Source organism: Rhodoferax lacus (assembly GCF_003415675.1).
Lineage (GTDB): Bacteria > Pseudomonadota > Gammaproteobacteria > Burkholderiales > Burkholderiaceae_C > Allorhodoferax > Allorhodoferax lacus.
In genome coordinates this window covers 22,773-44,000 of record NZ_QFZK01000010.1, presented here as the reverse complement: position 1 = coordinate 44,000, position 21,228 = coordinate 22,773, and the positions used below count along the sequence as shown (strand labels likewise).

Below are 21,228 nucleotides of genomic sequence, written 5' to 3'. Positions count from 1 at the left end.
ATCTACTCCGGAAAATGGATGCGCAGGCGCGCGCTGGTGGGCACGGCCTGGCAGGACAGCGTCCAGGCTTTGGCCAGGTCCCTGTGGTCCAGGGCTTCGTTGTGGCGCATGTGCACCGAGCCCTCTTTGACCTGGCACATGCAGGCCGCGCACAGCCCGGCCTGACAGGAATAGGGCGCGGCAATACCGGCGCGCAGGGCGGCTTGCAGCAGGGTCTCGTTGCCACCGCAGCGCAGCTGGTGCACCTGGCCGTCCAGGTGCAACTCCACCTCGGCCTCGTCCACGGTGCTGGCGGCAGGCGGCTGCGTCTGCGCAGGGGCCGGTGCATCTTCTTCGGGCAGGGAAACAAAGCGCTCCACATGGATCTGCGCATCCGCCATGTCGATAGTCTGCAGGGCCGCCACGGCCGCATCCATGAAGGGGCCGGGGCCGCAAATAAAGGCCTGGGCCTGGCGGTGTGCGCGCGCCAACTCGGCCAGTTGCGCCACGCTGGGTATGCCCTGCACCGAGTCCAGCCAGTGCGTGACCTGCAGCCGCTCGGGGTGGGCTGCGGCCAGGGCCTTGAGTGCATCGCGGAAGATGACGGAGCGCTCATCGCGGTTGGCATACACCAGGTGCACGCGCCCACTGCCCTGTGCCAACACCGCACGCAGAATGGAAAACACCGGCGTGATGCCGCTGCCGCCGGCAAACAGCAAAAAATCCCCCTCCAGCGCGCGGGGCGTGAAGACACCGGCGGGGGCCAGCAGTTCCAGGGTGTCACCGGCCTTGACCTGGTCACACAGCCAGTTGGAGCCGCGTCCCTGGTGCACGCGCTTGATGGTTACGCGCAGGCCCGTGTCCAGCCCCGGCGTGCTCGACATCGAGTAGCAGCGCGGCAGGTACTTGCCCTGCACCGGCAGGCGCAACGTGAGGAACTGGCCCGGCCGGTAACGGAACACATCGGCCAGCGCGGGCGGCACATCAAAGCTGATGGAGCGGGCGTCGTGCGATTCGTCCACCACCGCGCGCACCTGCAGCGTGTGGTAGCGCGAGGCGGGAGTTGTGGGAGCGGCGGCCTCGGTGCTCACAGCCCCATCCCCAGAATGGCGCTGTCGGCGCGGATTTCGGCGCCGCTGATGGCCTGTGATGCGTCCGACGCCAGAAACAGCAGCACCTGCGCAATCTGCTCGGGCATGCAGGCGCGGCCCTTGGGATTGGTCTTGGGGTCAAACAACAAATACTTGGCCGGTACACCCGGGGCCGAGGCCTGCATCATGGGCGTGTAGATGCCGTCGGGGTGCAGCGAGTTGACGCGCACGGCCAGGCCGTTCTTGCGGCAGTACAAGGCCGTGGCCCGGCTGAGCGCGGCCACGGCGGCCTTGCTGGCGCTGTAGCCGGCATAGCCTTCAATGGGCATCCAGGACGACACCGAGGCCATGTTGACAATGCTGCCGCCGCGCTCGCGCATGGCGGCCACGCCCAGCTGGCAGCCCAGGAAGCAGGAGTCGGCATTGACCTGCATGAGCTGGCGGAACTGGGCCAGCGTGGCGCTCTCGATGCTGCCCGCAATCAAGATGCCGGCGTTGTTTATCAGGATGTCGAGCGGGCCCAGTTGCTGCTGCACTGCTGCCAGGGTGGTGTGCCAGTCGGCCTCGCTGGCCACGTCGTGGCGCACAAAAATCACCCGAGCGGCGTGCTCTGCCTGCAACTCGGCCAGCAGTGCGGCACCGGCCTCGGCGTTGATATCGCTGATGGCCACGCGGGCCCCTTCCCGCAGCAGCAGCAGCACGGCCTCGCGGCCCACGCCGCTGGCGCCGCCCGTGACCAGCGCCACTTTGTCCTGTACTTGTCCCATGTGCTTGTTCCTTGCTTGTCTGTTCTTGCGTTGTGCCTAGGCGCTGGCTGCGCAGCGCCCGGCCCGGCGCCCGGAGAACACGCAGTCGGCCAGCGACAGTCCGCTGATGTAGCCGCCGGAGGGGATGCCCACGGCCGTGCGGCCCGCGGCATACAGCCCGGGCAGGGGCTGGCCCTGCGCGTCCAGCACCTGCCCGCTGTCTTCGTGCACCCGCAGGCCGCCCAGGCTCAGGGTGGCCAGCGGGAACATTTTTTCACCAATGGAGATATTGATGGCGTAGAACGGCCCCTTCTCCAGCACCCGGCGCATGTCGGCCGACTTGCCCAGCGGGTCCTCGCGCTCCCCGCGCGCAGCGGCATTGGCCTCGTCCACCGTGGCGCGCAGGGTTGCGGCATCGGCGCCGATCTTGGCCGCCAGCGCCTCCAGCGTGGCTGCCTTGGTGCGGTAGCGAAACATCAGCGCCAGCGCCGGCAGTGCCTGGAACGACCACAGGCCGCCAAACAGGCACTCCCAGACCGCCCGTCGGCGCAGGCCCGCATCCAGCAGCAGCCAGGCCCGGCCCTCCTGGTGCTGGATCATCTCGTGGCCGAGCTTGGCGCCATACACCTGCTCGTTGCAAAAGCGCGCGCCGCGGCGATTCACCACCAGACCCTTGGGCCAGGAATATGGCGGCGTGATGAAGCGCCAGCCCGACACCGCGCCCAGGGCTGCGGCCGCTGCGCCCACGCTTTGGCCCAGGCGCAGGCCGCTGCCATCGCAGCCGGCACCGCCCACCTTCCAGCCGCGCCGGTAGGCGGGTGCGTGCTGTGCAACCAGCTCGGGGTTGTAGATGTGGCCACCGGTGGCCAGGATCACACCGCGCCGGGCGCGAATCAAACGGGGTTGGGCCTGGGCCTGCTCAATGCCGGCGGCTTCGCGCCGGGCCGCTTCGGCACGGCCCTGCTGGTACAGCCGCCATTGGGCGACCAGGCCATCGAGCTCGGCATGGCGGCGCGTGGCGGGTGCGCCCTCAGGCAGTTGCCACACTTCCACCCCCAGCACACGGCCCGGGCTGCCGTCGGCCAGCCGCTCTTGCACCAGACGGCGCACGCTGGCCTGGGTGAGGGTTCGCGCCCCGGCCTTCCGGGTGGAGTCCTGCAGCGCCGCATACAGCGCAGCCCCCGACTGGCCCGGTGACAGCGCACGGTGGCCGCGCGGCGCCGCTGGCTGGCTGCTGCCATAGGCCGGCACCACCTCGTTGCCGGAGTAGTACAAAAATTTGCCCTTCGGCGGATACGAGGTTTTGTGCGCAGGCATGCTGGCGCCAAAGCGCACGCCCTGCTGCTCCAGCCAGGCCAGGTTGGCCGCGCTGTCCTGGCAAAAACGCTGCAGCGTGGCCTCTGACACCATGCCGTTCACTTCCTGGCGCAGGTAATCCTGCATGGCCTGCGGTGTGTCCGCAAAGCCGGCCTGCTGCTGGTAGGGCGTGCCACCACCGGCATACACCACGCCGCCCGACAGTACGCTGGCGCCACCGCCGCCAAAGCGGTCCAGCACCAGCACCTCGGCACCGGCCGCACGTGCCTCAATGGCGGCACAAGCGCCAGCCGCGCCCCAGCCCACCACCAGCACATCGGTGGTGTCGCTCCAGGCCAGTGCCTGGCCTGCGTCCACCAGCAGGGGCGGCAGTATGGGGGTGACGGTGCTTTGGCGCGGCGGCCTGGGCGCCTGCAGCGTGTCAGGCATGGAGCAGGTCGGTGCGTTGCAGCGCCATGGGCTGGCCCGTCATATGCGCAATGGCACGGTAGGCAAAGGCCATGGCCGGCCCCAGGGTGGAGCCCGCACCAGGATAGGCCGGGCCCATCACCGAGGCGCTGTTGTTGCCCACGCAGTACAGCCCTTCAATGGCCTGCCCGTCCTGCTGGAGCACGCGCGCGTCGCGGTCGGTCAGCAAACCGCCCTTGGTGCCGATGTCGCCGGGGAACAGCTTGAGGGCATAGAACGGGCCCTTGGCAATGGGCGCCAGATTGGGGTTGGGCTTGACGCTGGCGTCGCCGTAGTAGCGGTCAAAGCTGTTGCCGCCGCGGTCAAAGTCCAGGTCCTTTCCGGTGCGAGCAAAGTCGCCCATGCGCTCTGCGCTGGCCGCCAGGCCTGCGGGGTCCACGCCAATCTGCTGGGCCAGCTCCTGCAGGGTCTCACCCTTCCAATAGACCACATTGAGCCAGCTCTTGCGCAGCCGGTTGTCGGGCATGGCGGTGGACGGCATCAGCGGGCCTATGGGGTACTTGGCGCGGAAGTCGGCGTCAAACACAATCCAGGCCGGCACGGCGCCGCCGGTTTGCTGGTGGTTGGCAAACATGGCCTGCTGGAACTCCGGGTAGGGGCCGGATTCATTCAGGAAGCGCGCACCCTGCGCATTGACCACCATGCAGCCGGGCAGCGAGCGCTCCACAAACATGGCGCGGTGCTTGTCTTCCTTGGGTACGAACAGCGTGGGCACGCCCCAGCTGTGCGCCATCAGGTGCAGCACGCCACCGGCTTCTGCTCCGGCCAGGATGGCGTCGCCCGTGTTGCCGCCCACGGGCGTGGCCGTCCAGTCGGCGTTGGTGGGTTGGGGCAGGTACTGCTCGCGCAGGGCCTGGTTGCGCTCAAAGCCGCCCGCGCCCAGCAGCACGCCGCGGCGCGCGGCCAACTGCACAGACTTGCCTTCGCGCTGCACCACCACACCGGTCACACGCCCGGCTTCCTGCACCAGGGACTGCAGCGGCGTGTCCAGCCACAGCGTGATGTTGCGCTGGCGCAGGGCAGTAAGCAGGCCGCCCATGAGGGCCTGCCCGCCGGTCAGGCGGCGGTCGCGCGCGGTCTTGCGGCGCCAGGGGTAATCGAGAAAGTAGCGCGCCATGATCCACATCAGCACAAACTTGGACTTGCGCTCGCGCGCCAGCATGGAGCGTGCCTCAAAGGCGTTGATGCCCATGCGCCCGAAGATCAGTTGCCCCGGGTTGGTCGGGCGCAAAGTGCCCAGCGCCTTGACGCCGAGCTTGGCCGCATTGAAATCGCACGGGTCCATGGTGCGCCCGCCCGGCAGCGAGCCGTCCAGCGCCGGGTAGTAGTCCGAGTAGCTGGGCATGCAGCGGTAGGGCACACCGATCTGGGCCAGGTAGCGTGCCATCTCGCGCGCAGTCTCCACATAGGCCAGCACGCGGTCGTCAGTGGCCAGGCCTTTGGCACAGGTCTTGACGTAGCGAAAGGCTGCGTCGATGCTGTCGCGCAGGCCTGCGCGCGGCATGTCGTGGTTGTCCGGAATCCAGATGCCGCCGCCCGAGAGCGCCGAGGTGCCGCCCACCAGGCTGGCCTTTTCCACCACCAGCACGCTCAGGCCCGCATCGGCGGCGCGGATGGCACCCAGCAGGGCGCCGGCGCCGGAGCCCACCACGATCAGGTCATGGGCCAGTTCCGCAACCGGCTTGTCAGAAGGCATGTCCATAAGGTCAGACAAAGGCGTCCATATTGGGCAGGCCCAGCATCACGCCGCCGTGGGCGCGCACATAGACATCGGTGTTGTTGGCAATGTGGCCGCGACCGGTGGAAATGTCGCGGAAGACGCGCTCCACCGGGTTGGTCTTGAAGGTGCCCGAGGCGGCGCAGGCGCGCATCAACTCGTTGATACGTTCACCACACAGCTTGGGCACGGTGGCGGCCTGGGCGCGCTGCATCAGGCGCTCTTCTACCGGCATGCGTTCGCCGCTCTTGGCGCAGTGCACGATGCGCGCGTAGTTGCGGTAGAGCACCAGCTTGAGCTGGTCGGTGGCCATCATGGCCTCGGTCACGGCCTGCTGGGAGTTGATGTCCTCGGCCATCTTGGTGCCGTGCTTGCCGATGTGGGCGGCCGCGCGCTCGCGGAAACTGTCCACGGCACCTTCCAGCGCGCCAATGCAGGCGGTGGAGACGGCGCGCTGGAACACCTGCGTAAACGGGATGCGGTACAGCCAGCCGGGGTTGGTGGCGCGGCCGGGGCAGCCGGCGTCGCTGTGGTCGTTGGTGCGCTGGGTGCGGTACTCGGGCACAAAGGCGCCTTCCACAATGATGTCGTGGCTGCCGGTGGCGCGCAGGCCCAGCACATCCCAGTTGTCTTCGATGCGCAGGTCGGACTTGGGCAGCATGAAGGTAGCGTGCTCGATGGCGCCCGAGCCGTCCTTCTTGGGCAGCAGACCGCCCAGAAAGATCCAGTCGCAGTGCTCAATGCCGGTGGAGAAGCTCCAGCGGCCGGTGAAGCGGTAGCCGCCCTCCACCGCTTCGGCTTTGCCGGTGGGCATGTAGGTGGAGGCGACGCGGACATTGTTGTCCTTGCTCCAGACATCCTGCTGGGCCTGCTCGGGGAACAGTGCAAGCTGCCAGGGGTGCACACCCACCACGCCATACATCCAGGCGGTGGACATGCAGCCACGGGCCAGTTCCATCTGGATGGTGTAGAACACGCGCGGATCGAGCTCGTAGCCGCCCCAGCGCTTGGGCTGCAGCACCTTGTAGAGACCGGCCTCGGCAATGGCTTCAATGGTTTCGGTTCTGACGCGGCCTTCGCGGTCGGCGGCTGCGGCCCGTTCGGCCAGCATGGGGGCGAGTGCCCGGGCGCGCTCGATGAGGGTGATCGCCTCGGGTGTCAAGTAGTCATCATGGGTTGCAGGCATAACCAGTCTCCAATGGCCGCGACTCTGGGGCGCGTGTGGGTTGATAAAGCGACAAGGCAAACGCCTGTTCGACGCTGCAATCGTCCCACTGACAGACCCATCCATTCATCGTCCAAGTGGACTAAGCACAGACACCATGGGCGCCTAGTCCTTCTGGAGGATTTCACGGCGGCGCAGCGCTTGGATACTGGCGCCACAACAGGAGACTTCCATGGCTCTCGCGCCCCAGACCTTCGACCCCAAAGACTTCCGCCGTGCCCTTGGCATGTTTGCCACCGGTGTCACCATCGTCACCGCCCATGCGGCCGATGGCGCACCGGTGGGCGTGACCGCCAACAGCTTCAACTCGGTCTCCATCTCGCCGCCCTTGGTGCTGTGGAGCCTGGCCAAGAGCGCGCGCAGCCTGGACAGCTTTACCAGCGCCGGACACTGGAACGTGCACATCCTGGCCGAAGACCAGGTGGACATGTCCAACCTGTTCGCCCGCGCGGGCGAAGACAAGTTCAGCGGCCTGCAGCTCGACCCCAGCCCCAGCCAGGCCCCCCTGCTGCAGGCCTGCAGCGCGCGCTTCCAGTGCCGCACCATGTTCCAGTACGAGGGCGGGGACCACATCATCTTTGTCGGCGAAGTGATTGGCTACGACCGCAGCGAGCGCCCGCCCCTGCTCTACGTGACCGGCGGCTACGCGCTGGCGGCACGCAAGTCCGAACCGGTGTCCACCGAGCCGCGTGCGGACACGGGCTCGGCGCTGTTTTCCGAGGACCTGCTGGGCTATTTGCTGGGCCGCTCGCACTTCCAGTTTGTGGGCGGCATACGCAGCACGCTCAATGAGCGCGGCCTGAGCGAGGCGGACTTCTTCGTGCTCTCGCTGCTGAGCGTGCAGGCACCCCTGTCGTCCAGCGCCATTGCCGGCCATGTGGCCTACACCGCCATTGATGTGGGCCCGGTGCTGCTGCAGGCCCTGTGTGACCGCGGCCTGCTGGAGCAGCCCCAGGCCGACAGCTTTGCCCTGAGCGTCCGCGGGCGCGATGCCATCCTGCATGTGCTGGCCGCTGCCAAGGCCGAGGAGGCCGATGTGATCGACCAGCTCGGCGAGATGGAAGCCGCCATGCTGCGCAACCTGCTCAAGCGCCTGATCTCCATCACCGACCCCGGCCTGCCCAAGCTGTGGACTGCGCGCACCGATTCGTAAGCCACCCAACCTATCACTACCCCCACCACACCATGACACAGCCCTCCCCCATCCCCATTGGCCACTTTGCAGACATTGCGCCGGTGGCCGGCGCCGCACAGCGCATCCACTACCACGACCAGGGCGAGGGCGAGGTGGTGATCTTTTTGCACGGCGCCGGAGGTGGCGCCAGCGGCTACAGCAACTTCAAGGGCAACTACCCCGTGTTTGCACAGGCGGGCTACCGCAGCATCGTGCCCGACCTGCTGGGCTTTGGCCTCTCAAGCAAGCCCGACATCCCCATGTATGACCTGGACTTCTTTGTTGCCGGCGTCAAGGGGCTGGTGGACGCCCTGGGCCTGAAGAACATCACGCTGCTGGGCAACTCCCTGGGTGGCGCGGTGGCCCTGGGCTACGCACTGGCCTACCCGCAGGAAGTAAGCCGCCTGATCCTGATGGCGCCCGGCGGTGTGGAAGACCTGCAGACCTACCTGGACATGCCCGGCATTGCCAATATGTTCGCCATCTACAAGTCCGGCAAAACCGGGGCGGAGGCCATGCGCGCAGTGATGACCATGCAGCTGTTTGACCCCACGCTGCTGACCGACGCCATCATTGCCGAGCGCGCACCGATTGCCGCGCTGCAGACCCAGGCGGCGCGCTCGGTGATGAAGGTGCCCAACATGACCGATCGCCTGCACGAACTGCAGTGCCCCATCTACGGCTTCTGGGGGGTGAATGACCAGTTCAACCCGGTGGGCGGCGCCATGAAGATCCTGCAAAACGCACCGCAGGCGCGCCTGCAACTGCTCAACCGCTGCGGCCATTGGGTGCAGGTGGAACACCAGGAGCTGTTCAACCGCAGCTGCATCGACTTCTTGCAGCATGGCTGAGCCGCATATGAATAACGACCCGCAAAACGAACGGATAGCTGCCCTGGGCGATGAGCTGTTCCAGGCCCTGCGCCAGCGCAGCACGGTCACACCCCTGACCAGCCGCCACCCGGACCTGACGGTAGAAGATGCCTACCGCATCTCGCTGCACATGCTGCGCCTGCGCGAGGCTTCGGGCGAACGCGTCATCGGCAAAAAGATCGGCGTGACCTCCAAGGCGGTGCAGGACATGCTGGGCGTGTACCAGCCCGATTTTGGCTTCCTCACCGACACCATGCACATGGCTGATGGCGCCACGGTGTCGCTCACTCAAGCCGGGCTGATCCAGCCGCGCGCCGAGGGCGAAATCGCGTTTGTGCTGCGCGCCGACCTGCAAGGCCCGGGCGTCACGCGCGAGGACGTGCTGGCCGCCACTGCCTATGTGGCGCCCTGCTTTGAAATTGTGGATTCGCGCGTGCAGGACTGGAAGATCCGCATCCAGGACACGGTGGCTGACAACGCCTCCTGCGGCGTCTTCGTGCTGGGCACGCAGCAGACCGACCCGCGCAGCCTGGACCTGGCTTGCGCCTCCATGCAGATGTGGCAAAACGGCGTGCCGGCCGGCGCTGGTCTGGGCTCTGCGGTGCAAGGCCACCCGGCCGAGGCCGTGGCCTGGCTGGCCAACACCCTGGGGGCTTTCGGCATCCCGTTCAAGGCTGGCGAAATCATTCTCTCGGGCTCGCTGGCACCGCTGGTGAGCGCCGTGGCGGGCGACCGCTTCACCCTGCAGATCGAGGGCCTGGGCGGCTGTTCCATCGCGTTTACTGAATAAGGCAAGAACCCCTATGACACACAAGAAAATCAAGTGCGCCCTGATCGGCTCCGGCAACATCGGCACCGACCTGATCTACAAGCTCCAGCGCAGCCCGGTGCTTGAGCCGGTCTGGATGGTGGGTATTGACCCCGGCTCCGAAGGCCTGGAGCGCGCCCGCGCCATGGGCCTCAAGACCACGGCCGAGGGCGTGGACGGCCTGTTGCCCCATGTGCTGGCCGACGGCATCCAGATTGCCTTTGACGCCACCAGCGCTTACGTACATGCCGAGAACAGCCGCAAGCTCAACGCGCTGGGCGTGCTGATGATCGACCTGACCCCCGCGGCCATCGGCCCGCTGTGCGTGCCGCCGGTGAACCTGCGCGAACACGCCGGGGAGATGAACGTCAACATGATCTCGTGCGCGGGGCAGGCAACGATACCGATCGTGCACGCCGTCAGCCGCATACAGGGCGTGGGCTACGCCGAGATCGTGGCCAGCCTGGCCTCCAAATCCATAGGCCCGGGCACACGTGCCAACCTCGACGAATTCACCTACACCACGTCCAACGCCATCGAAAAAGTGGGCGGCGCGCGCAAGGGCAAGGCCCTGTGCATCATCAACCCGGCCGAGCCGCCCATGATGATGCGCAACACCATCCAGTGCCTGTGCGATGAGGAGCCGGACCAGGAGCGCATCACCGCGTCCATCCACGCCATGATCGCCGAGGTGCAGAAATACGTGCCCGGCTACACCCTGGTCAACGGCCCGCTGTTTGACGGCAAGCGCGTGGCCGTCTACATGCAGGTGGCAGGCCTGGGTGACTACCTGCCCACCTATGCCGGCAACCTGGACATCATGACCGCGGCGGCCAGCCGCACTGCCGAGATGTTCGCCCAGGAAATCCTGGACGGCCACATCACCCTCAAGCCCGTGGCCACTGTGGCCGCTATGGCCGATATTGCCGCCTGAAGAAAGCACCCCTATGACAAGCACCCTGAAAGGCCGCAAGGTCCTGCTGCACGACATGTGCCTGCGCGACGGCATGCATGCCAAGCGCGAACAGATTTCCGTAGAACAGATGGTCACCGTGGCCACCGCGCTGGACGCCGCCGGCGTGCCACTGATCCAGGTAACGCACGGCGCGGGCCTGGGCGGCAACTCGCTGCAGCACGGCTTTGCGCTGGCCAGCAACGAAGACTATTTGCGCGCGGTGTGCCCGCTGATGCAGCAGGCCAAGGTATCGGTGCTGCTGATCCCTGGCCTGGGCACCATGCGCGAGCTGCAAAGCGCCTATGACTGCGGCGCGCGCAGCGTGCACGTGGCCACGCACTGCACCGAGGCCGACACCTCGCCCCAGCACATCGCCTTTGCGCGCAAACTGGGCATGGACACCACCGGCTTCTTGATGATGGCCCACCTGAACACGCCCGAAGGCCTGGCCGAGCAGGGCAAGCTGATGGAGGGCTATGGCGCGCAAACCGTGTACATCACCGACTCGGCCGGCTACATGCTGCCCGCTGATGTGACGGCGCGCGTCAGCGCACTCAAAGCCGTGCTCAAACCCGAGACCGAAATCGGCTTCCACGGCCACCATAACCTGGGCCTGGGCGTGTGGAATTCGGTGGCCGCCATCGAGGCCGGTGCCAGCCGCATCGACGGCTCGGTGGCAGGCCTGGGCGCCGGTGCGGGCAACACGCCGCTGGAAGCCTTTCTGGCGGTGTGCGAGCGTCTGGGCATTGAGACCGGCGTGGACCTGTTCAAGCTGATGGACGTGGCTGAGGATGTGGTGGTGCCCCTGATGGACCACATGGTGCGCGTGGACCGCGATTCGCTCACGCTGGGCTTTGCTGGTGTGTACTCCACCTTCCTGCTGCACGCCAAGCGCGCCGCCGCACGCTTTGGCGTGTCCTCGCGCGACATCCTGGTGGAGCTGGGCCGCAAGAAGATGATTGGCGGGCAGGAAGACATGATCGAAGACACCGCCATGACCATGGCCAAAGAGCGCGGCTTGCTGCGCTAAGCTACGCCCATACGACGGATTACACCCCCATAAGAAAGGCCGCCTCAATCAGGGCGGCCTTTTCCTTTTTGCAGCGTATCTTGATTACATGTAAAGCATCACCAGATCGTTGATGACCGAGGGCCGGTCCTGGCCGACCACATGGATGTTGATCTCCATGGTGAGCTGGGTACCACTCTTGACGGCTTCGACCGACTTGATGCGGTAGCGTCCGTGGATGCGGCAGCCCGCTGGCACGGGGCTGGGAAAGCGCAGGCGGTCCGAGCCGTAGTTGACGATGTTACCAAAGCCCACCACCTCAAAATCCATGGGCATGGCCAGGCGGCTGGCCAGCACCTGCACCAGCGCACCGTGCGCAATGGTGCCGCCAAAGGGGCCGTCGCGCTTGGCGCGCTCGGGGTCGGTGTGGATCCAGTAGTCGTCACCCGAGAGTGCGGCAAACTGGTTGATCATGTCCTGCGTGACCTGCACCGCGTTGGACCAGCCGGAATACTGCTCGGACACCAGGCCGCGCAGGGCCTCGAGGTCCTTGTGGCCGATCTGGCGTTTGCTTGCCACGGCTTGCGGTGCGGGCTCTGCGGCGGGCGCCTGCACATCCGCTGTGGCGTCGGTCATCACATCCGGGTGCGCCGAGTCCACCGGGGTGTAGCGCAAGAGCGTGGCCACACCGGGGCGCTCGTCAAACACCGGGCGCAGGCGCATGCCCACCGCCAGTTGGGCCGGGTCCACACCCACCAGCGTGGTGTTGATGTGCACGCCTTCGTCCAGCTCCACCACGGCCAGCAGCTGCGGCATTTCGTCGCTGAACTCGGGCAGTGTGGGTACGCGCGCCACGGTAAAGGTGTAGAGCGTGCCCAGGCCCGACACCTGGCGCCAGGCCAGCCGGCGCGAGCCGCAGGTCGGGCAGTGGCTGCGCGGGAAGAACAGCCAGTGGCCGTGGTCTTCGCACTGCTGCAGCCGCACCTCGTGGGCCTTGAGGCCTTCCCAGTAGGGGGCCGATATGGGGGTTGCGTGGGGCAGGGGTTTGTTCCAGCTCATGCTGCGGCTCCTTGCAGGATCAGGGCGCCCTGCTCGCTCATCACACCGCCCGTGCCCGACACATAGGCCAGGTCGTGGCGTGCCAGTTGGCGCACGCCCGCGCGGCCCTGGATCTGGTGCATGGCCTCGATGACCTGCGTCATGCCGCCGGAGCTGCCGGTCTGGCCAAAGCTGAGTTGTCCGCCGTGGGTGTTCATCGGGAAGTTGCCCTTGAAGGTGAAATCGTGCTCGCGCAAAAAGCGCATGCCCTCGCCCTTGGCGCAAAAGCCCGCGTCTTCCAGCGTCAGCATGACGGTGATGGTGTAGCAGTCGTATATCTGCGCCATGTGCATATCGGCGGGCGTAAGGCCCGCCATGGCAAAGGCCTTGCGCGAGGCCGGGCCAATCGGGGTGGCCAGCATGTCCTTGGCATAGGTGGGCGACTTGCTTTGCACATGCTCGCCGCAGCCAATGACCTGCACGCCGCGGTGGCGGCAGCCCCGTGCCTTGTCGGCGCGGGTGAGCACCATGGCGCCGCCGCCAGCCACCGGCATCACGATCTCCAACATGCGCAGCGGCTCTGCCACCATGCGCGAGGCCAGCACATCGTCCACCGTGAGGGGCTGGCCGTAGAACATGGCCTGGGGGTTGTGGCAGGCGTTGAAGCGCTGGTCCACGCAGATGCGCGCCAAGGCGGCTGCATCGTAGCCGTGCAGCGCGGCATAGCGCTGGGCAATCATGGCGTAGCCGGTGTTTTGCGCCATGTGGCCATAGGGCAGATCGAGCTCGGCCTCGGGTGCGCCAAAGCGCGTGCTGTGGCCGCCAAAGCGGCTGGCGCGCATGACCTCGGCGGCGTGGTCATCGTGCGCTGCGGTGGGCGCCATGCGCGAGGGGATCACGCACACCACGGTGTCGCACAGCCCCAGCTCAATGGCGGCGGCGGCACGCCAGACCATGCCCACGGAGCTTGCGCCCCCCAGGTCCACCACCTCGGCATAGTTCAGGGGTACGCCCAGGTATTCGCCGGCCATGGCCGGCACGAACATGCCGGCCTCATGGAACTGCGGGCCCACGGTGATCAGGCCGTCCACATCGGACAGCGACAGGCCCGCATCATCCAGCGCCTGGGTGGCCAGATCGGCCACCTGTTCCAGGTGAAACATGCGCGGCGCGGTGGCGTATTTTTCCGGCTTGTACTGTGCGGCGCCAACCAGCGCCGACTTTCCTTGAAGACCCATGCGAACCCTCGGTATTGAGCAATGCGGCGATTGTGACAAGGCGCCCTGCGTGCATCATCGTCCGCCAGGACTATGCATGCGGCTTGCCCCTTTTTTGTACCGTCGTCCCTTCGGACGATGACGGGGGGTGGTGGAAGGTGACAATGCGGCCCACAGCAGCCCTGGCGTTTGACCGGGCGACCCGATAGGAGACTACAGCGTGAGAACCCCCGTTGGCCTGATCATGGCCGCATTGATGGCCGCAGCGGCCGTCCAAGCCTTTGCCCCCAGGGAGACGCCTGCACTGGCCGTAACCCGTTTGGCGGTGGAGAAGTTGCACCTCAACACCATTGCCCGCTCCAAGGCCGGCCTGGTGACGGCTGGCGAGTTGGGTACGGTGCTGTATTCCACCAACCAGGGCCGGGACTGGCAGCGCGCGGCTATGCCGGTGCAGCGCCAGGCGCTGATCAACCAGATCAGCTTTGCCGGCGATGGACTGACAGGCATGGCTGTGGGCCACGAAGGCTGGATCCTGCGCACCACCGACGGCGGCCTGAGCTGGGAGGAAGTGGCGTTTGACGAGCAGAACGGCGAACCCCTGATGGGCGTGGGTCGGCTGCCCTCGGGGTCCTGGATTGTGGTGGGCGCCTTTGGCCGCGCACTGCGCTCGGATGATGCCGGCAACAGCTGGCAGCGCCTGGTGCTGCCCAAGACCGGCGACGCGCTCGATGACAAGCACATGAACCGCGTGGTCGGCTCGGCTGACGGCCGGCATTGGCTGATCGTGGGCGAGCGCGGCCTGGTGCTGCGCTCGGATGATGGCGGCGAGCACTGGGCCGCCGTGGAGCCTTTCTACAAGGGCTCCCTCTACAACGCCGCCGCCCTGCCCGATGGCAACTGGCTGGCCTACGGCATGCGCGGCAACGCCTTTGTGAGCCAGGGTGCGCAAGGCTCCTGGAGCCGCTCCACGCTGCCGGTGCCCACGTCCTTCTTCAACCATGCCGTGCTGCCCGATGGCCGGCTGCTGCTGGTGGGCCAGGGCAGCCTGATCGCCACCAGCACGGACGGTGGCAACAGCTTTGGCATCAGCCGGGCCAAGGGGCGTGCCACCCTGACCGATATCCAGGTGGCTGCAGACGGCAGCGGCTGGATCACCAGCGACGCGGGCCTGCAGGCCCTGCCACAGGCCCAGAGCGCCCAACCCCCAGCCGACACCGGAGCCAAGCCATGAGCCTGACCGAACCCACCTCTGGCGCGCAGCGCCTGATTGCGCAGATGGCGCAGACCCTGATTGCCTGGCGCAAAACGGTAGTGATCCTCACGGCCCTGATCACCGTGCTGCTGGGCGCCTCTGCCATGCGCACGCACCTGGACGCGGGCTTCAACAAGCTCATCCCCATGCGCCACGAATACATGGCAGCCTTCTTGCAGCACGCCACCACCTTCTCCGGGGCCAACCGGGTGCTGGTGAGCGTGAAGTGGAAGGGCGAGGGCGACATCTACAACGAAGACTTTCTCAAAGCCCTGCGCGGCGTCAACGACGAGGTGTTCTTCACCCCGGGCGTGAACCGCGGCCAGGTGTATTCGCTGTTCACGCCCAACGTGCGCTACATCGAAATTACCGAAGACGGCTTTGTGGGCGAGGTGATCATCCCCTCGCGCTTCACCCCGGACGCGCAGGGCCTGGCCCAGGTGCGCTCGAACGTGGCCAAGTCCGGCCAGATCGGCCGCCTGGTGGGCAATGACCTGAAGTCCGCCCTGGTGCGCGCCGACCTGCTGGAGGTGGACCCGCAAACCGGCAAGCGCCTGGACTACCACGACGTGGCGCAAAAGCTCGAAGCCATACGCGGCAAGTTCAATGACCCGCGCATCGAGATCCACATCGTCGGCTTTGCCAAGGTGGTGGGCGATGTGATGGAGGGCCTGATCATCGTCATGGGCTTCTTCGTGATTGCCTTTGTCATCACCGCGCTGCTGCTGTGGGCCTACTCGCGCGCGCGCAGCCTGACGGTGCTGGCGCTGTCGGTGGCCATGCTGCCGGTGATCTGGCTGCTGGGGCTGCTGCCCCTGGCTGGCTACGGCATAGACCCGATGTCGATTCTGGTGCCATTTTTGATTTTCTCCATCGGTGTGTCGCACGCAGTGCAGATGACCAATGCCTGGAAGTACGAGGTGCATTGTGGTGAGAGCCCCAGCAATGCGGCCCGCAACGCCTTTCGCCGTCTGGCCGTGCCCGGCACGGTGGCACTGCTGACCAATGCACTGGGCTTCATGGTGATCATGATGATTGACATCCCCATCGTGCACGAGCTGGGCGTGACCGCCTGCCTGGGTGTGCTGCTGATGGTGCTGACCAACAAGGTGGTGCTGCCGGTGTCGCTGTCCTATGTGCGGCCATCGACCTTGCCGCAGATGGACGTCAACCAGCACGCGCAGCGCCATCCGCACTGGTGGCGCGTGTCGGCTCTGGTTGAACCCAAGCCGGCGCTGGTCACACTGGCCGTGTCCGTGGTCCTGATGGTGGGCGGCACAGTCATGTCGCGCCACCTGCTGACCGGCGACATTGGCGCGGGTGCGCCCGAGCTGCGCGCCGAGTCGCGCTACAACCTGGACAACGCCAGCATCATCCGCGACTACTCCATCGGCATGGACGTGCTGTCGGTGTATGCCGAGACCAGCAACCTGGACGAAGCCTGCCTGAACTGGCCGGTGATGAACTCCATCGAACGCTTCGACCAGACCATGCGCGGCGTGGACGGTGTGCGCTCGGTGGCCACGGTGGCCGGCATTGCCAAGCTGGCAGCCGCCGGCAACAACGAAGGCAACCCGCGCTGGGCCGCCCTGCAGCGCACCGAAGCCGCCCTGCGCACCGGCGCCAAGGCGGCCAACCCCGAGCTCGGCCTCAACACCGACGGCTGCAAGGTGCTGCACCTGCAGCTCTTCCTCAAAGACCACGAGGGCGCCACGCTCAAGCATGTGGTGGGCGAGGTGCGCAAGTTCATAGAGGCCGACAAGACGCCCAACCTGAAGTACCGTCTGGCCGGTGGCAATGCCGGTGTGGCCGCCGCCACCAACGAGGCCGTTGAGCAGGCTGAGGTACAGATGCTGGCAGCCATCTTTGGTGCCATCACGCTCCTGTGCTGGCTGACCTTTCGCAGTTGGCGCGCGGTGCTGTGCATCATCGTGCCGCTGGCCCTGGTGTCCATCCTGTGCAACGCGCTGATGGCGGCCCTGGGCATTGGCCTGAAGGTGGCCACCCTGCCGGTGATTGCGCTGGGCGTGGGCGTGGGCGTGGACTACGGCATTTACCTGTTCGAGCGGCTGCAGCACGAGATCGAGGACCGCGGCGCCACGCTGCGCGAGGCCTTCTACGAGGCCCTGCGCCAGCGCGGCACGGCCGCCGTGTTTACCGCCTTCACTATGGCTATTGGCGTGGGCACCTGGGCCTTCTCGGCCCTGAAGTTCCAGGCCGATATGGGCATCCTGCTGGCCTTCATGTTTCTGGTCAATGTGCTGGGCGCCATCTTCCTGCTGCCGGCCATGGCCTGCTGGCTCAACGTGGGTGTCAGGAGGCTGCCATGACGCATCCACAAGAACAAAAGGCCGCGGACTTGCCGCTGCAGGCATGGCGCACCGAGCGCGCGCTGCATCAGGTGCTGGTGCGCTATGCCCAGCTCTGCGACACACGCGACTGGGCGGCCATTTCCGAAGTGTTTGACGAAGCCGCCAGTGCCAACTACGGCGGCTGGCCCCTGGCCGACCGTGCCGCCATCCTGCGCATGCTGCAGCGCAATCTGGGCGGCTGCGGTCCCACGCAGCACCTGCTGGGCAACCTGCTGGTGGACCACCAGGGCGACACGCTTTGCAGCCGCATCAGCGTGCGCGCATCCCACCGCGGCGCAGGCAGCCTGGCTGAGCAGACCTATGAGTGCATGGGCGAATACCACGACCGCTGGGTGCACACCGAGCGCGGCTGGCGCATCGCCCACCGCAGCATGGTGATTGCGCTGGAGTTCGGCAGCCGCGACGTGTTGCGCTAAAGGGGCTCACGCGAACCCACACGGTGATTGATCGAGCGGTCTCTGACACGGTGGGCTCCGGGGAATGGGTGTTTTGAGGCACACTGCCAGCGTAATTGCACATCCGGTGGAATTGCAGAGTCGTCGTCACGTCCTGGAGCATCGCCGTGGAGGCCAAATTCTCTCAACGCCTTGCAAGCCTTTCAGAAGGTGATCTTTCGGCCATCATTCAGATGGCCTGGGAAGACCGTACTGCCTTTGAGACCATCCAGGAGCGCACGGGATGGTCAGAGGCGGATGTCATTCGCCTCATGCGACACGCGCTGCAGCCCCGTTCATTTCGTATGTGGCGCAAGCGCATGAAAGGCCGCACGACCAAGCATCGGGCTATGAGAAGTCCGAATATGAAATTCGACGACCGCTTGGTTGCGAATCATCGACGGGCCAATTGTTGATACCCGCCTTGATCACCCGCATGCAGTTGCGCTTCACTGCACACGCTGGAGCCAGCATATGGCGGGACTTGCACCCGCAGGTGGGCGCCCGGCACGGGCGCGCAACGCAAAAAGGCCCGGTACCACCGGGCCTTTTTGCACTAACGCTGTAACGCTTTAGAAGGCGTACTTCGCCACCAGGGACAACTGGTCACGGTCGGTCACCAGGCGGTTGGTTATGGCGGCGGTGGACGCATCACCCGAATAGCCCAGATAAGTGGCGCTAAGCGACAGATTGCCCTTGTAGGTGAACACTGCGCCCACGCTGTAACGCGTGTCGCCTTCACCACCCACGCCACCGGCCAGGGTACGGCCGCTGATCTGCTGCGAGTAGTTGATGGGGATCGTGAGGTCCCAACCTTCCATCACGCCCGGGTAGCCCAGCACCAGGGTTCCCGAAAACGCCAAACCGTTGTCGGTCTTGAAGTTCAGGCCGCTGGCGGAAACCTTGTAGTTGCTGTATTGCACCGACGAGATTTCACCCAGCAGCTGCATCGAGTCGGCAATCGGCGAGCGGCCAATATTGGCAAAGGCACCAATATTCACCTGTGTCATGTCCGCCGGTGTCGGGGTAGCCAGGGCACCCACCAGAATCGGTGCGCCCTGACGGTAAGTCAACTCGCCGTAGGCGGCTACCGAACCCAATACCGTGCTGACCGTGGCGCCGGTGAGCTTCACATTGTCCATGTAGCTGATGCTGTATTTGCCGGCGGTGGCATTGATGAGCGGCAAGGGGCTGCGGTCCCGGCTATTGAGGTAGTACAGACCCACCTCGGTAACCTCTGTGACTCGGAATCGGGTACCAATACCCCATTGTCCGGAATCGCCTGGCGTGATGTCCGCTGCGCGCGAGAGACCACGACAGGGGACCGTTGGGCTTTGGTAGACACCCAGACAGGTGCCGCCTGAGCCCACACCATCCGAGGTGCTCATGAACGATCCGGGTGCCGGTGCAATCGTTGGGTGGAAGCCAAATTGTGCATGGGCCATGACGGTCCAACTTGGATTCACCTCCAGCGAAGCAGAGAGCTGGTCTTCCGGCAACACCGAGTCCTTGATTTCCGTTCCGGGCACACCGGTCTTGGTGCCATCAAACGGCCCCTGGGCCATGGCGATATTCGGGAAGTACACCGCCTCGCCCCAGTTGACCACGTGGCGACCCAGACGCACGGTGGCGCGGCTGGAATCGCCCAGATCAAACGAGGTGTAGCCATAGGCATCCAGGATGCGGCTGTAACCACCATGGTCGTGCTGCGCCTCTTCAGTGAATTCATTGAACGGCGGCGGCTTGCTCACACTGAAGGCACCCTTTTGATTGTCATTGGTGTGATGGTAGACATCGTCATAGAAAGTGCTGCCGGACAGCACCAGGCCGGAATCTCCCTTGGTCAGCTTGCCGTCAAACAAAGCCGACAGCCGGTTGGCCGTCATCGAACCATTGGCAAAGTTGTTGTCGCCATCGTTACCTGCCGCGTTCGCAGACAACAGCGGGTCCGCACTCTTCATGCGCTGCGATGCGGTGTAAGACGTCGTGATGCGCCAATCGAGCTTCATGTCATTGCCCAGCTCGACGGTTTCACCGGCCTGTGCAATACCTGCAGCAGACAGGGCCAAAACGGCGAGTGCTACCGACGACAGTTTGTTGATGTGTTTCATGGAATGTGTTCCTCGTTCTGCGGTGATCAGTTGCCGGCGCTGCGCGCAGCTTCGGGGGTGAACATCGCAGGCTTGAGGTCGCCCTTGTTGAGAACAGGCCCCTTGTCGCGTTCCTGGAACAGGTTGTAGCCTACATAGCCACCCGAGTTCAGGTCGTGGTAGAAGGCCGAGCCGGGATGCCAGCCTTCGAGGTCAAAGGCGTAGTAGTGGTTGATGAAGCCGTACTGCCACAGGCTGCCGCGGGCGTCATAGAAGTCCGACATGGCAGCCTTCCAGGTGTCTTCGTCCAGAAACATAACGCGCTTGCCATACAGGTGGCGGAAGCCCTCTTTCAAGGTGCCCTCCACAGCCCACACGCGGCGCAGTTCCCAGCGGATGAAATCGGGGTTGGGCGTGCCGGGCTTGAGCAGGTCGGCGTACTTCACCGTGTTGCTGTGCAGCTTGTAGCTGTTGGCTGGCACAAACATTTCACGCTTGCCCAGCAGCTTCCAGTTGTAGCGCTCGGGCGAACCGTTGAACAGACTGTCGGAGTCGATAGTCATCTTGCCACCCGTTCCCGCCATGGGCTGGTCAAAGCCGTACTCTGGCACCTGGCGCACGCGGCGCGTGCCGGGGTCGTAGCTCCAGGCCAGGCGCTTGCCCTTGGCAAAGTTCACCGGCTCCTCGGACACCGATACACCGCCCTTGTCACGCTCGGGCAGCAAGATGGTGCTGCGGTTGTAGGACATGGCGCCTTCGAGCGGCTGGCCAATGATGCTGGAGCCGTTGACCACATTCAGATTGAGAATGCGTGTACGACCCCAGGCAATGCTTCCGCTGGACTGCACATTGGCCATGTCACGCACGGTGTCTTCGTTGAAGGCGCGGTAGGGGAAGGTGTTGTTGGCCAGCGCTTCATTGCCATCCTTGGGCAGGGGGAAGGGAATGGCGCCCTTGAAGGCGCCCTTGATGCCCAGGCCGCCGTCGGATATCTCGGCGTTCAGCGCATTCTTCCTGGATGCATCGCATACGTAGTCGGGGTAGCGGAAGTCGCGGTGGCCCGGGTACACATCCATGCGGAAGGTCTTGGGGAACTTGGCAAACAAGGCCTTCTGGCCGTCCGACAGTTTGGCTGCGTGCTGCGCCATGTTGTCGGCGGTGATGCTGTAGAGCGGCTTCTCGTTGGCGTAGGGGTCCACCGGATGTTGGCCCACGCTTTTGGTATAGGTAAGGCCGGGGGGGGTGCCCAGCCACTTGCCGGAAAACTCCGGAATGCTGCCGTCTTTGTTGGCGGCTTTTTCAGCGCCCACGCAGGTCAATTCCTTGCCCAGTTTGTCGGCCTCGGCCGCAGGCACTTTGGCCCATGCAGCGCCCGACAGCACCAGGCCGATGGCCATGGCGGCGGTTGCCGTAGTTCCCATTCGCTTGTTCATTTCAGTCTCCTTGTCTTTCAAGTATTTCGGC

At 65.5% G+C, this 21,228-nt stretch carries 18 protein-coding genes; 9 read left to right on the top strand and 9 right to left on the bottom strand.

Annotated features, from left to right (window positions below):
- Positions 1 to 2 precede the first annotated feature (2 nt).
- Genes DIC66_RS14990 through DIC66_RS14970 form a run of 5 tightly spaced genes read right to left on the bottom strand, consistent with a single transcriptional unit; the run spans position 3 to position 6,504 of the window.
- Positions 3 to 1,070, bottom strand: a complete 1,068-nt coding sequence (locus tag DIC66_RS14990; RefSeq protein WP_117178622.1) for a ferredoxin--NADP reductase — start codon at positions 1,068 to 1,070, stop codon at positions 3 to 5.
- Positions 1,067 to 1,837, bottom strand: coding sequence for an SDR family oxidoreductase (locus tag DIC66_RS14985; protein ID WP_117178620.1), 771 nt, complete (start codon positions 1,835 to 1,837; stop codon positions 1,067 to 1,069). The genes DIC66_RS14990 and DIC66_RS14985 overlap by 4 nt, the downstream gene beginning before the upstream one ends.
- Positions 1,838 to 1,873: 36 nt before the next feature.
- Complete coding sequence (locus tag DIC66_RS14980; protein ID WP_117178618.1) at positions 1,874 to 3,562, bottom strand: FAD-binding protein; 1,689 nt, start codon at positions 3,560 to 3,562, stop codon at positions 1,874 to 1,876.
- On the bottom strand, positions 3,555 to 5,297 hold the full coding sequence (locus DIC66_RS14975) for an FAD-binding protein (RefSeq protein WP_117178830.1): 1,743 nt from the start codon (positions 5,295 to 5,297) through the stop codon (positions 3,555 to 3,557). Before DIC66_RS14975 ends, DIC66_RS14980 begins: the two co-directional genes overlap by 8 nt.
- A 10-nt stretch (positions 5,298 to 5,307) precedes the next feature.
- Positions 5,308 to 6,504, bottom strand: coding sequence for an acyl-CoA dehydrogenase family protein (locus tag DIC66_RS14970; protein ID WP_117178616.1), 1,197 nt, complete (start codon positions 6,502 to 6,504; stop codon positions 5,308 to 5,310).
- Positions 6,505 to 6,715: 211 nt separating this feature from the next.
- Between DIC66_RS14970 and DIC66_RS14965 the strand changes: the two genes are divergently transcribed.
- The 5 genes from DIC66_RS14965 to dmpG are packed head-to-tail and all read left to right on the top strand — an operon-like array spanning position 6,716 to position 11,382.
- Positions 6,716 to 7,696, top strand: coding sequence for a flavin reductase (locus DIC66_RS14965; protein WP_117178614.1), 981 nt, complete (start codon positions 6,716 to 6,718; stop codon positions 7,694 to 7,696).
- A 32-nt stretch (positions 7,697 to 7,728) separates the two neighbouring features.
- Entirely contained in the window at positions 7,729 to 8,568 is an 840-nt protein-coding gene (locus DIC66_RS14960; protein WP_117178612.1) for an alpha/beta fold hydrolase, read from the top strand.
- Between the two features lie 7 nt (positions 8,569 to 8,575).
- Positions 8,576 to 9,379, top strand: coding sequence for a fumarylacetoacetate hydrolase family protein (locus DIC66_RS14955; RefSeq protein ID WP_117178610.1), 804 nt, complete (start codon positions 8,576 to 8,578; stop codon positions 9,377 to 9,379).
- Between the two features lie 13 nt (positions 9,380 to 9,392).
- On the top strand, positions 9,393 to 10,331 hold the full coding sequence (locus DIC66_RS14950; protein ID WP_117178608.1) for an acetaldehyde dehydrogenase (acetylating): 939 nt from the start codon (positions 9,393 to 9,395) through the stop codon (positions 10,329 to 10,331).
- A 13-nt stretch (positions 10,332 to 10,344) separates the two neighbouring features.
- The gene (gene dmpG / locus DIC66_RS14945) at positions 10,345 to 11,382 is read left to right on the top strand and encodes a 4-hydroxy-2-oxovalerate aldolase (RefSeq protein ID WP_117178606.1); all 1,038 of its coding nucleotides are present in this window, start codon (positions 10,345 to 10,347) and stop codon (positions 11,380 to 11,382) included.
- A gap of 84 nt (positions 11,383 to 11,466) precedes the next feature.
- Here dmpG and DIC66_RS14940 read toward each other — a convergent pair whose 3' ends face one another.
- A complete protein-coding gene (locus DIC66_RS14940) occupies positions 11,467 to 12,420 on the bottom strand; it encodes a bifunctional OB-fold nucleic acid binding domain-containing protein/MaoC family dehydratase (RefSeq protein WP_117178604.1) in 954 nt (317 codons plus the stop codon).
- Complete coding sequence (locus tag DIC66_RS14935; RefSeq protein ID WP_117178602.1) at positions 12,417 to 13,637, bottom strand: thiolase family protein; 1,221 nt, start codon at positions 13,635 to 13,637, stop codon at positions 12,417 to 12,419. Before DIC66_RS14935 ends, DIC66_RS14940 begins: the two co-directional genes overlap by 4 nt.
- Before the next feature lie 199 nt (positions 13,638 to 13,836).
- Here DIC66_RS14935 and DIC66_RS14930 point away from each other — a divergent pair, with 199 nt between their 5' ends.
- The 4 genes from DIC66_RS14930 to DIC66_RS14915 all read left to right on the top strand — a co-directional run bounded on the left by DIC66_RS14930 (position 13,837) and on the right by DIC66_RS14915 (position 18,090).
- The gene (locus tag DIC66_RS14930; protein ID WP_233505943.1) at positions 13,837 to 14,847 is read left to right on the top strand and encodes a WD40/YVTN/BNR-like repeat-containing protein; all 1,011 of its coding nucleotides are present in this window, start codon (positions 13,837 to 13,839) and stop codon (positions 14,845 to 14,847) included.
- Positions 14,844 to 17,198, top strand: coding sequence for an efflux RND transporter permease subunit (locus DIC66_RS14925; protein WP_117178597.1), 2,355 nt, complete (start codon positions 14,844 to 14,846; stop codon positions 17,196 to 17,198). The genes DIC66_RS14930 and DIC66_RS14925 overlap by 4 nt, the downstream gene beginning before the upstream one ends.
- Positions 17,195 to 17,656: a nuclear transport factor 2 family protein gene (locus DIC66_RS14920; protein WP_117178595.1), complete on the top strand. Its 462-nt coding sequence runs from the start codon at positions 17,195 to 17,197 to the stop codon at positions 17,654 to 17,656. The genes DIC66_RS14925 and DIC66_RS14920 overlap by 4 nt, the downstream gene beginning before the upstream one ends.
- A 146-nt stretch (positions 17,657 to 17,802) precedes the next feature.
- The gene (locus tag DIC66_RS14915; protein WP_233505942.1) at positions 17,803 to 18,090 is read left to right on the top strand and encodes a TIGR03643 family protein; all 288 of its coding nucleotides are present in this window, start codon (positions 17,803 to 17,805) and stop codon (positions 18,088 to 18,090) included.
- Between the two features lie 156 nt (positions 18,091 to 18,246).
- Here DIC66_RS14915 and DIC66_RS14910 read toward each other — a convergent pair whose 3' ends face one another.
- Positions 18,247 to 19,785: a DUF1302 domain-containing protein gene (locus tag DIC66_RS14910; protein WP_117178593.1), complete on the bottom strand. Its 1,539-nt coding sequence runs from the start codon at positions 19,783 to 19,785 to the stop codon at positions 18,247 to 18,249.
- Between the two features lie 26 nt (positions 19,786 to 19,811).
- Positions 19,812 to 21,197 carry a DUF1329 domain-containing protein gene (locus DIC66_RS14905; protein WP_117178591.1) on the bottom strand — a complete coding sequence of 462 codons (1,386 nt, stop codon included), beginning with the start codon at positions 21,195 to 21,197 and terminating at the stop codon, positions 19,812 to 19,814.
- Between the last annotated feature and the right edge of the window lie 31 nt (positions 21,198 to 21,228).

Bases quoted from the DNA above. Each gene is read 5' to 3' on its own strand.
- DIC66_RS14905 (WP_117178591.1), bottom strand. From the start codon at position 21,197: ATGAACAAGCGAATGGGAACTACGGCAACCGCCGCCATGGCCATCGGC.
- DIC66_RS14925 (WP_117178597.1), top strand. From the start codon at position 14,844: ATGAGCCTGACCGAACCCACCTCTGGCGCGCAGCGCCTGATTGCGCAG.
- DIC66_RS14960 (WP_117178612.1), top strand. From the start codon at position 7,729: ATGACACAGCCCTCCCCCATCCCCATTGGCCACTTTGCAGACATTGCG.
- DIC66_RS14940 (WP_117178604.1), bottom strand. From the start codon at position 12,420: ATGAGCTGGAACAAACCCCTGCCCCACGCAACCCCCATATCGGCCCCC.
- DIC66_RS14910 (WP_117178593.1), bottom strand. From the start codon at position 19,785: ATGAAACACATCAACAAACTGTCGTCGGTAGCACTCGCCGTTTTGGCC.
- DIC66_RS14965 (WP_117178614.1), top strand. From the start codon at position 6,716: ATGGCTCTCGCGCCCCAGACCTTCGACCCCAAAGACTTCCGCCGTGCC.
- DIC66_RS14980 (WP_117178618.1), bottom strand. From the start codon at position 3,562: ATGCCTGACACGCTGCAGGCGCCCAGGCCGCCGCGCCAAAGCACCGTC.
- DIC66_RS14950 (WP_117178608.1), top strand. From the start codon at position 9,393: ATGACACACAAGAAAATCAAGTGCGCCCTGATCGGCTCCGGCAACATC.
- DIC66_RS14970 (WP_117178616.1), bottom strand. From the start codon at position 6,504: ATGCCTGCAACCCATGATGACTACTTGACACCCGAGGCGATCACCCTC.
- DIC66_RS14985 (WP_117178620.1), bottom strand. From the start codon at position 1,837: ATGGGACAAGTACAGGACAAAGTGGCGCTGGTCACGGGCGGCGCCAGC.
- dmpG (WP_117178606.1), top strand. From the start codon at position 10,345: ATGACAAGCACCCTGAAAGGCCGCAAGGTCCTGCTGCACGACATGTGC.
- DIC66_RS14955 (WP_117178610.1), top strand. From the start codon at position 8,576: ATGAATAACGACCCGCAAAACGAACGGATAGCTGCCCTGGGCGATGAG.
- DIC66_RS14935 (WP_117178602.1), bottom strand. From the start codon at position 13,637: ATGGGTCTTCAAGGAAAGTCGGCGCTGGTTGGCGCCGCACAGTACAAG.
- DIC66_RS14920 (WP_117178595.1), top strand. From the start codon at position 17,195: ATGACGCATCCACAAGAACAAAAGGCCGCGGACTTGCCGCTGCAGGCA.
- DIC66_RS14975 (WP_117178830.1), bottom strand. From the start codon at position 5,297: ATGCCTTCTGACAAGCCGGTTGCGGAACTGGCCCATGACCTGATCGTG.